The 11,474-nt window shown below is 74.6% G+C and carries 12 protein-coding genes; 11 read left to right on the forward strand and 1 reads right to left on the reverse strand.

The features are described from left to right. Genes ACE3Q8_RS15385 through ACE3Q8_RS15420 form a run of 8 tightly spaced genes read left to right on the forward strand, consistent with a single transcriptional unit; the run spans window position 1 to window position 8,923 of the window. The gene (locus tag ACE3Q8_RS15385; protein WP_374471166.1) at window positions 1-1,425 is read left to right on the forward strand and encodes a chemotaxis protein CheW; all 1,425 of its coding nucleotides are present in this window, start codon (window positions 1-3) and stop codon (window positions 1,423-1,425) included. Next, the gene (gene cheB, locus ACE3Q8_RS15390; protein WP_374471167.1) at window positions 1,422-2,525 is read left to right on the forward strand and encodes a chemotaxis-specific protein-glutamate methyltransferase CheB; all 1,104 of its coding nucleotides are present in this window, start codon (window positions 1,422-1,424) and stop codon (window positions 2,523-2,525) included. Before ACE3Q8_RS15385 ends, cheB begins: the two co-directional genes overlap by 4 nt. Next, entirely contained in the window at window positions 2,522-3,364 is an 843-nt protein-coding gene (locus ACE3Q8_RS15395) for a protein-glutamate O-methyltransferase CheR (protein ID WP_374471168.1), read from the forward strand. Before cheB ends, ACE3Q8_RS15395 begins: the two co-directional genes overlap by 4 nt. Then, window positions 3,361-5,292: a chemotaxis protein CheA gene (locus tag ACE3Q8_RS15400; RefSeq protein WP_374471169.1), complete on the forward strand. Its 1,932-nt coding sequence runs from the start codon at window positions 3,361-3,363 to the stop codon at window positions 5,290-5,292. The genes ACE3Q8_RS15395 and ACE3Q8_RS15400 overlap by 4 nt, the downstream gene beginning before the upstream one ends. After that, on the forward strand, window positions 5,289-5,621 hold the full coding sequence (locus tag ACE3Q8_RS15405) for a hypothetical protein (protein WP_374471170.1): 333 nt from the start codon (window positions 5,289-5,291) through the stop codon (window positions 5,619-5,621). Before ACE3Q8_RS15400 ends, ACE3Q8_RS15405 begins: the two co-directional genes overlap by 4 nt. Next, a complete protein-coding gene (locus tag ACE3Q8_RS15410; protein ID WP_374471171.1) occupies window positions 5,618-5,998 on the forward strand; it encodes a response regulator transcription factor in 381 nt (126 codons plus the stop codon). Before ACE3Q8_RS15405 ends, ACE3Q8_RS15410 begins: the two co-directional genes overlap by 4 nt. Then, window positions 5,995-6,645 (forward strand): chemotaxis protein CheX, encoded by a 651-nt coding sequence (locus tag ACE3Q8_RS15415; protein ID WP_374471172.1) that lies wholly within the window; start codon window positions 5,995-5,997, stop codon window positions 6,643-6,645. The genes ACE3Q8_RS15410 and ACE3Q8_RS15415 overlap by 4 nt, the downstream gene beginning before the upstream one ends. Window position 6,646: 1 nt before the next feature. Next, window positions 6,647-8,923, forward strand: a complete 2,277-nt coding sequence (locus ACE3Q8_RS15420; protein ID WP_374471173.1) for a PAS domain S-box protein — start codon at window positions 6,647-6,649, stop codon at window positions 8,921-8,923. 4 nt (window positions 8,924-8,927) lie between these two features. Here the strand turns inward: ACE3Q8_RS15420 and ACE3Q8_RS15425 are convergent, their stop codons facing one another. Further along, window positions 8,928-9,524: a chemotaxis protein CheX gene (locus tag ACE3Q8_RS15425; protein ID WP_374471174.1), complete on the reverse strand. Its 597-nt coding sequence runs from the start codon at window positions 9,522-9,524 to the stop codon at window positions 8,928-8,930. 214 nt (window positions 9,525-9,738) lie between these two features. Between ACE3Q8_RS15425 and ACE3Q8_RS15430 the strand changes: the two genes are divergently transcribed. The 3 genes from ACE3Q8_RS15430 (at window position 9,739) to ACE3Q8_RS15440 (ending at window position 11,410) form a co-directional block, all read left to right on the forward strand. After that, the gene (locus ACE3Q8_RS15430) at window positions 9,739-10,095 is read left to right on the forward strand and encodes a PilZ domain-containing protein (protein ID WP_374471175.1); all 357 of its coding nucleotides are present in this window, start codon (window positions 9,739-9,741) and stop codon (window positions 10,093-10,095) included. A gap of 62 nt (window positions 10,096-10,157) precedes the next feature. Continuing rightward, a complete protein-coding gene (locus tag ACE3Q8_RS15435; protein ID WP_374471176.1) occupies window positions 10,158-10,964 on the forward strand; it encodes an AraC family transcriptional regulator in 807 nt (268 codons plus the stop codon). Window positions 10,965-11,002: 38 nt separating this feature from the next. Next, window positions 11,003-11,410: a DUF2000 family protein gene (locus ACE3Q8_RS15440; protein WP_374471177.1), complete on the forward strand. Its 408-nt coding sequence runs from the start codon at window positions 11,003-11,005 to the stop codon at window positions 11,408-11,410. Window positions 11,411-11,474: the final 64 nt, after the last annotated feature.

Genomic DNA, 11,474 nt, shown 5'->3' on the forward strand with positions numbered 1-11,474 from the left:
ATGGCGGCCGCCGACGGCGCGGTCCTGACCTTCCGCGTGGGCGAGCGCCGGCTGGCGGTCGCCGCCGAGGAGGTGGCCGAGGTGGTCCGCCGCCCGCGGATCACCCGCGTGCCGCATGCGCCGGCGGGCCTGGCCGGGGTGGCGAGCATCCGCGGCGAGGTGGCGCCGGTGGTGGCGCTCGGCCGCGTGCTCGACGGCCGGGACGCGGAAGCCACCGAACGCAGCCGGGTGATCGTGCTGCACGGCGCGCCGCCGCTCGGCCTGGCGGTGGACGAGGTGACGGGGCTGGCGCACGGCCAGGCCGAGCCCGGCGGGCTGCTCCTGACCGAGGCGGGCGAGACGCGGGTGCTGGCGCTGGACGCCCTGCTGGACGCCGAGTTCGCCGGCCTGACCCGCACCCGCGGGACGCGGGCGGCCGCGCCCAAGGCCACCGCCGCGCCGGCGGCGGGCGCCCTGGAGGTCGCGCTGCTCGGCTTCGTGCTGGCCGGCCAGCCCTACGCCCTGCCGCTGGAGCAGGTGCGCGAGGTGGTGGCCCTGCCGGCGGCGATCGCCGCCCTGCCCCGCACCGACGCCGCCATGCTGGGGGTGACCGACTTCCGCGACGGCCTGCTGCCGGTGGTCTCGACCCGCGTGCTGCTGGGCCTGCCGGCCGAGCGCCCGGCGCCGGGCGCCCGCGTGGTGGTGGCGGCGATCGGCGACGCCCGGGTCGGGCTGGTGGTGGACCAGCTCACCTCGATCCTGCGGGCGCCGGAAAGCGCTATCGGGCCGGTGCCGCGGGTGCTGAACCGCGGGGCGGGCGAAGCCCACATCGACGCCATGCTGCGCCTGCCGGGGGGCGGCCTCGTCTCGGTGCTCGCGCCCGAGCGGCTGTTCCGCGACGAGACGGTGGCCCAGATCCTGGAGGACGGGCGGCAGAAGGGAAGCCAGATGACCACCGCGACCGAGACCCGTTCGGGCCAGCGCTTCCTGATCTTCGGCCTGGGCGAGGAGCGCTATGGCCTGCCCATCGAGGCGGTGCAGGAGGTCGTCACCCTGCCGCGCACGATCACCCGCCTGCCCAAGGCGCCCGCCTTCGTGGCCGGGGTGATGAACCTGCGCGGGGCGCCGCTGCCGGTGGTCGACCAGCGCCGGCGCTTCGGCGTCGAGGGCGCGGCGGCCGGCCAGCCGCGGGTGATCGTGACGCGCGTGGGCGAGACCCTGGTGGGATTCGCGGTAGACACGGTGACCGAGATCCTGGAGGCGCCGGAGGGCAGCGTGACCCCGACGCCGGAGCTGGGCGCCGACGCCAGCCGGCTGTTCGACCGGGTGGCCAGCCTGGAGACAGGCGGCCGGATGGTGCTGCTGGTCAATCCGCAGGAGCTGCTCGACCGCGCCGAGGCGGACCTGCTGGCCGGCCTCGCAGACGAGGGTCGCTCCGCCCCGTGACCCGCCTGCTCGTCGTCGACGACTCCGCGCTGGTGCGCCGCCTGCTGGGCGAGCTCTTCGAGGCCGAGGAGGGCTTCGAGGTGGCCTATGCGCGCAACGGTCTGGAGGCCCTGGACGCGCTGCAGAGCTTCCGGCCGGACGTCATCACCCTGGACGTGCAGATGCCGCAGATGGACGGCCTGACCTGCCTCGACCGGATCATGGTCGAGCGGCCGACGCCGGTGGTGATGGTCTCGTCGCTGACCGAGGCCGGCGCGGCCGAGACGCTGAAGGCCCTGGCGCTGGGCGCGGTGGACGTGATCGCCAAGCCGTCCGGGCCGATCTCGCTGGAGATCGACACCCTGGGCCCGCTGCTGGTGGAGAAGATCCGCGCGGCCGCCGGCGCGCGCATCCGCAGGACCCACCGGCTCGCGGAGCGGGTGCGGACCCTGGCCGGGGCGGCGGCGACGGCGCCGCGCCCGGCGCGCCAGCCCGGCAAGGCGGCGGCGACCCGCGCGGCGATCGGGGTCCCGGCGCCGGGCGAGCCCGCCGGCCTGGTGCTGGTGGGCTGCTCCACGGGCGGGCCGCCGGCGCTGGACGCCCTGCTCTCCCCCCTGCCCGCCGACTTCCCCTGGCCGCTGCGGGTCGCCCAGCACATGCCGCGGGCCTTCACCGGGCCGCTGGCCCGCCGCCTCGACGGGCTCTGCGCGCTGAAGGTGGTGGAGGTGACCCAGCCGGTGCGGATCGAGAAGGGCCACGTCTACATCGGGCGCGGCGACGCCGACCTGATCGTCTCGGCGCGGCCGGACGGGGTGTTCGCGCTCTCGGCCCCGGCCTCGCAGGAGCACCGCTGGCACCCCAGCGTCGACCGGATGGTGGAGAGCGCCCTGGCCGCCTTCCCGTCCGAGCGGCTGGCCGGCGTACTGATGACCGGCATGGGCGACGACGGCGCCGCCAGCCTGGCGCGGGTGCGGGCCGGCGGGGGGCTGACCCTGGCCGAGGCCGAGGAGACGGCGGTGGTCTGGGGGATGCCGGGCGAGCTGGTCCGCGCCGGCGGGGCGAGCGTGGTGGCGCCGCTCGAACTGCTGGCCCAGCGGCTGGTGGAAGGGCTGGCGGCATGAACGCCGGCGCGCCGCTCAATCCCGCCGAGCTGGAGCGGTTCTGCGACTACCTCTACCAGCGCACCGGCATGGTCTACGGCGAGGCCAAGCGGTACTACATCGAGCGCCGGGTGGCCGACCGGATGCGGGCCACCGGCGAGCCGCGCTTCAGCGACTACTTCCATCGGCTGCGCACCGAGCCGGCCGAGCTGGAGGCGATGATCAACGCCTTCACGGTCAACGAGACCTACTTCTACCGCGAGGACCACCAGCTCCGGGCGCTGAGCCGTTCGATCCTGCCCGCGATCGCGCGCACCAAGGGGCCGGGCGACAAGATCCGCATCTGGTCGGTCCCCTGCTCCACCGGCGAGGAGCCCTATTCCATCGCCATCTGGCTGCTCGAGAACTGGCCGATGGTGGACGCCTACAACGTGGAGATCGTCGGCTCGGACATCGACACCGGCGCGCTGGAGGCGGCGCGCCGCGGGCGCTACGGCGAACGCGCCCTGGCGAGGCTGCCGGCCGACGTGGCCGACCGCTACTTCGAGCCGGCCGAGGACGGCGAGCGGGAGATCATCGAGGACCTGAAGGAGTCGGTGCGGTTCACGCCGGCCAACCTGATCGAGGGCTCGACCCTGGCCGGCCAGGGGCCATTCGAGGTGATCTTCTGCCGCAACGTGCTGATCTACTTCGACGACGCCGCGCGGGCCCGGGCGGCGGACAACCTGTTCACCGCGCTGGCGCCGGGCGGCTTCATCTGCCTCGGCCACACCGAGTCCATGGCCCGGATCAACGACCGCTTCCGCCCCTGCCGGTTCGAGGACGCGGTGGTCTACCAGCGGCCGGAGGACGGCCGGTGAGCGACGAGCTGCTGGACATCTTCGTCACCGAGGGCCGCGAGCTGCTCGACCAGGCCGGCCAGGACCTGCTGGCGCTGGAGCGGGCGCCGGACGACCTGGGCGCGCTGGAGAGCCTGTTCCGGGCGGCGCACACCCTGAAGGGGTCGGCGGGGCTGGTGGGCTTCGGGCCGATGGGCGAGCTGTTCCACGCCGCCGAGGACCGGCTGTCGGAGGTGCGCCGCGGCGACCTCCGGCTCGGCCCCGGGCTCGCCCAGGCGCTGCTGGCGGCGGTGTGGCAGGCCGAGCGCTGGCTGCAGGAGACCGCACAGACCGGGCGGCTGCCGGCCGGGACGGAGGCTGGTCCGCTGACCGCGGCGCTCGCCGCGACGGACGACGCCACGGCCGGGCCAGCGCCCGCGGCGGCCGCGCCGGCGCGGGACGCCGGCTGGGCGCAGGCGCTTCTGACCCCGGCCCCGGAGGCGCCCGGCCCCTACGTCGCCTTCCGCTACACGCCGCGGGCCGACAGCTACTTCGCCGGCGAGGACCCGGTGGCGACCGCCGCGGCGACGCCGGAGCTGCTGCGGCTGGCGCTCGCCCCGCGCGCGCCGTTCGGCGACCTCGCCGCCTACGACCCGTTCGCCTGCAACCTGGTGCTCACCGGGCTCTCCGCCGCGCCCCTCGCCGCCGTGCGCGAGGCCTTCCGGTTCGCGCCCGACGAGGTGGAACTGGCCGAGGTCGCCGCCCCGGCCGAGGCCGAGCCCACGGCCGCGCCGGCCCAGGCGGTGCGGACCATGCGGGTGGAGAGCGGCCGGATCGACGCGCTCGCCGCCGCCGTGGACGAGCTGGTGGTCGCCAAGAACGCCCTCGCCCACCTCACCGGCCGGGCGGCGGCCGCCGCCGACCCCGGCCTCGGGCGCGCGCTCGCCGCCGCCCAGGCCGACCTCGACCGGCGCATCGGCCGGCTGCACGACAGCGTCACCCGTCTGCGGCTGACGCCGCTCGCACCGCTGTTCCGCCGCTTCCCGGCGCTGGTCCGGCAGACCGCCGACGGTCTCGGCAAGCAGGCGCGGCTGGTGCTCTCCGGCGAGGACGTGGAGGTGGACAAGTCGGTGGCCGACGGCCTGTTCGAGCCGCTGCTGCACCTGGTGCGCAACGCGCTGGACCATGGCGTCGAGCCGCCCGAGCGCCGCCGCGCGGCCGGCAAGCCGGCCGCCGCCACCCTGCGCATCGCCGCGCGGCCGATGGGCGACGAGGTGGTCATCGAGGTCTCCGACGACGGGCGCGGCATCGACCTGCAGCGCGTCCGGCGGGTGGCGGCCGAGCGCGGGGTGATGGACGAGGCGGCGCTGGCGGCCCTGTCCGACGACGCGGCGGCCGAGCTGATCTTCGCGCCGGGGTTCTCCACCGCCCAGGCGGTCACCGACCTGTCCGGCCGCGGCGTCGGGCTGGATGCGGTGCGCGCGGCGGTGGCGGCGCTCGGCGGGCGCACCGAGATCGCCACGGCGGCCGGCGCGGGCACGCGGATCGCGCTGGTCCTGCCGCTGCGCGTAAGGCTCGCCCGGCTGATGGTGGTGGAGGCCGGCGGCGAGAGCTTCGGCGTGCCGCTGGAATCCGTGGTCGAGACCGCCCAGGTGGCGGCCAGCCGGCTGACCCCGGTCCGCGCCGGCCGGGCGCTGGTCTGGCGCGACCGGCCGGTGCCCCTGCTCGACCTCTCCGACCTGCTTCGGCTGCCGGGCCTCGCTCCGCGCGGCGACGAGCTGAAGCTGATGATCGTCCAGGCCGGCGACGACGTGGCGGCGGTCTCGGTGGACGCCTTCGGCGCCCGCCTGGAGGCGCCGCTGCGCCCCATGGCCGGGCTGCTGTCGCGGGTCCCGGGCCTGGCCGGCACCACCCTGATGGGCGACGGCCGGGTGCTGATGGTGCTCGACATGCCGGAGCTGATCGGATGACGGTGCGCGTGGTCGAGGGGATCATCCGCCTGGAAGGCGCCTGCCGGGCCGAGGAGGCCGAGCCCCTGACCGCCCTGCTGCAGGCCGAGCTGCGGCCGGTGGACCTGTCCGCCTGCGCGGCCCTGCACGCCGCGGTGGCCCAGGTGCTGCTCGCCTTCGCTCCCGAGCTGCGCGGTGAGCCCGCCGACGCCTTCCTGCGCGAGCGGCTGGCACCCGCGCTGGCAGGCGCCCGAAACGGGGCGGCGCGGGCGACAATCGGCGCCACGAGCGTTATTGAAGAAGCTGGGCCCCTTGCCGGCGGCCGCACGGGTGAAGGAGCCCAGGTTTGACTGCAGTACTGATCGTCGACGACAGCAAGCTCGCCCGGATCGTCGTGGGCAAGGCGGTGGCGGCCCTGCAGCCGGACTGGACCCGGCTCGAGGCCGGCAACGCCGACGAGGCCCTCTCGCTCCTGGAGACCCAGAGCGTCGACGTGGTGATCCTCGACTTCAACATGCCCGGCCGCAACGGGCTGGAGCTGGCCGAGGAACTGCGCGCCCGCCACCCGGCCATGCCGATCGCGCTGGCCACCGCCAACGTGCAGGACGAGGTGATCGCCCGCGCCCGCGCCGCCGGCGCCACCTTCGTGCCGAAGCCGATCACCGAGGAAGGCCTGCGCGGCTTCATCTCGGGGGCGGCGCTGAAGCTGCGTTCGTCCGACGCATGAGCACGCCGCCGATCTTCCTGGAGCCGCTGGAGGTCGACGCCCTCACCGAGCTCGTGAACATCGGCGTGAGCCGCGCCGCGGCGAGCCTGCGCCAGATGGTCGGCCGCCAGGTGTTCCTTTCGGTGCCCTCCGTGGAGGTGCTGAGCCGCGGCGCCGCCGCCACCCTGATGGCCGAGCGCGAGATCGGCCGGCTCGTCGCCGTGCGCCAGGACTTCACCGGCGCCTTCTCCGGCCAGGCCCTGCTGATCTTCCCAGAGGCCAACAGCCTGGCCCTGGTCCGCGCCGTGACCGGCGACGAGCTGTCCGACACCGAGGTCGCCGACCTCGAGGAGGAGGCGCTCGCCGAGACGGGCAACGTGGTGCTGAACAACTGCCTGGCCACCATGGCCAACATGCTGCAGCGGCCGCTGGAGATGTCCCTGCCCGGCGTCCTGCGCGACCAGAGCGCCCAGCTCTTCGACCTCGACCGGACGGGCGACGAGAACGGCGTGGTGCTGTTCCTCTACATCAACTTCGCCATCAGCGAGCGGGACATCCGCGGCTACATCGCCGTGTTCATGGACCTGCCGTCGCTGGACGCGCTGAAGCAGCTCATCGCCGAGTTCATCGTGCGCGTCGTCGGACCGGACGCCGCGGCGGACGCCTGACGTGGACGGGCGGCCCGACAACGATCTGATGGCGGCGGCGGCGCTGGCCGGCGCCAACGGCGCCTGGGTGTGGGATTTCGCCGGCCAGCGCGTGCGCGGCGACCGCCGCTTCGCCGACCTGCTCGGCCTGCCGAAGGCCGAGGTGGCCGCCGGCGTGCCCGTCGACACCCTCTTCCAGCGCGTCTACCCGGACGACCGGATGCGCCTGCGCATCGCCATCGCCGGCGTGCAGCACGGGGCCGAGGTGTTCGCCCGCGACTTCCGGCTCACCAGCGAGGCCGGGGCCCGCTGGGTCAGCGCCCGGGGCCGCGCCGAGCACCCCGCCGACGGCTCGCGGCCGCACTTCTCCGGCGTGCTGGTGGACATCACCGAGCAGAAGCGCGTCGAGGAGCGGCTGCGGATCGCCCAGAGCGCGGGCGGCGTGGGCACCTTCGAGTATGTGGACGGCTTCGGCACGGCGACGGTCTCCGACCAGTTCTGCCGCCTGCTCGGACTGCACGTGGCCGAGGCCCTGCCGGTGCGGACCATCAACGCCGTGGTCCACCCCGAGGACCCGCCGCTGATCGGGGTGGTCGGCCCCCTCGAGGGCCAGGTGCAGACCGAGCTGCGCATCCGCCGCGCCGACACGGGCGCCGAGCGCTGGCTGGCGCTGCGCGGCGAGCGGCGGCGCGACGGCGAGGCCGGCGCGCGGTTCATCGGGGTGATCTACGACATCAGCGACAGCAAGGCCGCCGAGGCCAAGCTGCGCGAACTCGCCCTCACCCTCGAGCAGCGGGTCGAGGACCGCACCCAGGAGCGCGACCGGATCTGGAACAGCTCCCGCGACCTGTTCGGCGTGGTCGGCGCCGACGGCGTCTACCGGGCGGTGAACCCCGCCTGGCGCGACCTTCTGGGCTACGGCGAGGAGGAGGTGATCGGCCACGACTTCCGCGACTTCGTGGAGCCGGGGGACGCCGAGGCCGGGCTGACCCGCTGGGCGGGGCTCGCGCCCGGTTCGTCCCTGGAGGACGCCGACGCGCGCATGCGGTCCAAGGACGGCGGCTGGCGCTGGGTGAACTGGACGGTGATCCCGCAGGGTGAGGCCTTCTACGCCATCGGCCGCGACGTCACCGAGCGCAAGCAGCTCGAGGACCAGTTGCGCCAGAGCCAGAAGATGGAGGCGGTGGGCCAGCTCACCGGCGGTCTGGCGCACGACTTCAACAACATGCTGACCGGCGTGCTGGGCGGCCTCGACATGGTCCGCCGCCGGCTGCAGTCGGGACGGGTCGAGGAGGCCTATCGGTTCATCGACACCGCGGTGGCCTCGGCCGAGCGGGCCGCCGCCCTGACCCAGCGCCTGCTGGCCTTCTCGCGCCGCCAGACCCTGGACCCGCGGCCGGTGGACGTGAACCGGCTGATCGGCTCCATGGAAGACCTGCTGCGCCGCACGCTGGGGGAGCAGGTGGACCTGGCGGTCTCGCTGGACGCCGACCTCTGGCCGACGCTGACCGACGCGAACCAGCTCGAGAACGCGCTGCTGAACCTCGCCATCAACGCCCGCGACGCCATGCCGGAAGGCGGCAAGCTCACGCTCGAGACCTGCAACGTGCGGCTGGACGCCAGCTACACCGACACGGTGGAGGGCCTGGAGCCCGGCGAATATGTGGTGGCGAGCGTCAGCGACACGGGCGCGGGCATGTCGCCCGAGGTCCTGGCGCGGGTGTTCGACCCGTTCTTCACCACCAAGCCGATCGGCCAGGGCACCGGGCTAGGCCTCTCCATGGTCTACGGCTTCGTCCGCCAGTCGAGCGGCCACGTGGGCATCTACAGCGAGGCCGGGGTCGGCACGACGGTGAAGCTCTACCTGCCCCGCGCGCACGACGACGGCGCGGAGGCCGCCGCCGACGGGGCCGCGGCCGAGGCGCCCACCGGCGCCGGCGAGACCGTGCTGGTCGTGGAGGACGACGACTCCGTGCGCCTGCTGATCGTCGAGGTGCTGAAGGAGCTGGGCTACGAGGCCATCGAGGTGTCGCACACCGACGCGGCCCTGAAGGTGGTGGAGTCCGGCCGGCGCATCGACCTGATGATCTCCGACGTGGGCCTGCCCGGCATGAACGGCCGCCAGCTCGCCGAGATCGCCCGCCAGCGGCGTCCGGACCTGCCCGTGCTGTTCATCACCGGCTATGCCGCGGGCGCCGCCCGCCGCGCCGAGTTCCTTGGCCCGTCCATGGAGATGATCTCCAAGCCGTTCGCCATGGAGGCCCTGGCGCACAAGGTGCGGGAGATGATCGAGGGCTGAGGCCCTACTCGGTCTCGCGCCGGACGAACTCGCTGACCAGGCGCTTCAGGGCGCCGAGCGCCGCCAGCTCCATGAGCAGAGCGATGTAGCCGCGGATCCGGCGGCCGCGCAGGGTGAAGTTGATGTAGACGAACAGCACCCCGTCCTTGGCGACGCGCGGGAAGATCTCCCGCGCCGGCCCCTCCACGAGTTTGGGCGTGCTGATGTCGAGCTGCCCCTGCAGCATGTTGGCCAGCGTGCCCAGGCACGACTGCAGGACGATGTTGCCGGTTTCCAGCAGGGCTTCCGGCGCGATGGCCGGGATGTCCTGGGCGGCGACGTCCTCGCCGGCCACCGCGCGGACCAGCTCCAGGCTGTTCACCTCGGGGAAGATCAGCAACGCCCGGCCCGAGACGTCGCCGACGTAGCCCTGCTCCACGGCGACCATCTTGCCCACCCGCGCGCCGCCGATCATCTCGGCCGCCTGCTCGGGCGTGACGGTGGAGATCGCCGGCACCGTCAGGGTCACCGGCTCGTGGCACATCACGGCGAGGTTGGCGGCGGCGCGGCTGACGCCGATGTTCACCAGCTCCGTCAGGGCGTCGAGCTCGAGCTCGGACATGCGAAGTGGGGAGGAATCAATCAAAGCGTCGGGACCTCGGCGCCGCACCCGGTCTCCTGCGGCGGCCATCAGGGTTTACGAAACCGGGCGCTAGCGCGCAACGGCGGCGCCGCGGCTTTCGCGCCTGCGGCCCGCGGCCGATCGCCGGCCGCGGTGAGGATTGCTTAGCCAAGCTGTGCCAGGGTCGCGCCCGCAACGACCGATGGAGGCCCTGGTGACAGGCGACTACGCCGAACGGCGCGCTCACCCGCGCACGCCCGTCAACGCCCCGGCCCGCCTGTTCTGGGGGCCGAAGCTGGCCCACTGGGCCGACGGCATGATCACCGATCTCAGCAAGGGCGGGGTCAAGCTGGAAGTCTCGAGCGTCTATGTGCTGCCGCGCCGGCTGGTGCTGCTGCACTACCGCGAGGACGCCGCCTACGAGGCGATCCTGCGCTGGCGCCGGTGGGACACCGCCGGCGTTTCCTTCGAGGCCCGCCACGACCTGTCCCAGCCGGTGGACACCTGGCTGGCCGAGGTGCAGTCGGTCTGGCGGAGCCTGGCCGCGAGCCTGAAGCCCGCCGCCGGCTGACGGCGGCGCGTCGTTCCCGGAGGGGCTCGCGCGGGGCCCGCCCGCCCCCTACACTCCCCCGCATGAGCGGCGACTGGATCAGGGTCAGGCGCGACGCGGAGACCGGCATCGAGGCGGTGCGCGCCCATTTCGAGGGCCACGCCTACGATCCTCACGACCACGACGAGGTGCTGCTGGGCGTCACCGAGCAGGGCGTGCAGCAGTTCCGCTGCCGCGGCCGCGTTCAGCGCAGCACGCCTGGCCGGGCGATCCTGATCGAGCCCGGCGAGACCCACGACGGCGAGAGCCCGGAGCACGCCGGCTTCACCTACGCCATGCTGTACCTGCCGGCCGCCCGGCTGCAGGCCGAGCTGGACGCCCTGGGCGGCGGCACGATCGGCTTCCGCGACACCCTGCGCGAGGACCCGGGCCTGGCGGGCGGCATCCACCGGGCGTTCCGGGCGGTGTTCGCGCAGGAGGGGCGGCTCGCCCGCGACCTGGCCCTGGGCGAACTGGCCGCGCGGCTGGCGGCCCTGCCCCCGCCGGCGCCCGGCCGCGCGGCGGCGGCGGCGGTGCGGCGGGCCTGCGACCTCATCCGCGCCGAATACGACCGCGACCTCGGCCTCGCCGACCTCAGCGCCGCGGCCGGCACAGGCCGCTTCGCGCTGGCCCGCGCGTTCCGGCGCGAGCTCGGCGTCTCGCCGCACGGCTACCTGGTCCAGACCCGGCTGAAGGCGGCGCGCAAGGCCCTGGCGGCGGGCGTGGCGCCCGCGGCGGCGGCCGCGGAGGCCGGCTTCGTCGACCAGAGCCACCTCGGCCGCTGGTTCCGCCGCGCCTACCGCCTGACCCCGGCCGCCTACGCCCGCGCCTGCACATCCGTACCAGACTGAAGCCGCCGCCTGGGCCATCGAGGGTCCAGGAGGCGCCGATGTTCGAAACAAAGGTGGTGCTGGTGATCCGCGAGGACCTGGCCGGCTGGCAGAAGCTGAACGTGGCCGCGTTCCTGGCCACCGGGGTGGCGGGGGCCGAGCCCGGCCGGCTGGGCGAGCCCTACCCGGACGCCGCCGGGCGGCGTTACGCCCCGCTGCTCGGCCAGCCGATCCTGGTGTTCCGCGCCGACCTTCCCGCGCTGCGCGCGACCCACGTCCGGGCGCTCGACCGGGATCTCGGGCGGGCGGCCTATGTATCGGCCATGTTCCGCACCGGCCACGACGCCGCCAACCGGGCCGCGTTCGCGGCGGAGGAGGCCGACGCCCTGGACCTGGTGGGCCTGGCGCTGTGGGGGCCGCGGAAGGCGGTCGACAAAGCGGTGAAGGGCTTGGCCCTGCACGACTGAGCCGGCGTCGCCCTTCCGGCGGGGGGTGTGCACAAACGAAGACGGCCCCTGCGCGAGGCAGGGG

The sequence above is a fragment of the Phenylobacterium sp. genome, assembly GCF_041913825.1.
Classification (GTDB): Bacteria; Pseudomonadota; Alphaproteobacteria; order Caulobacterales; family Caulobacteraceae; genus Phenylobacterium.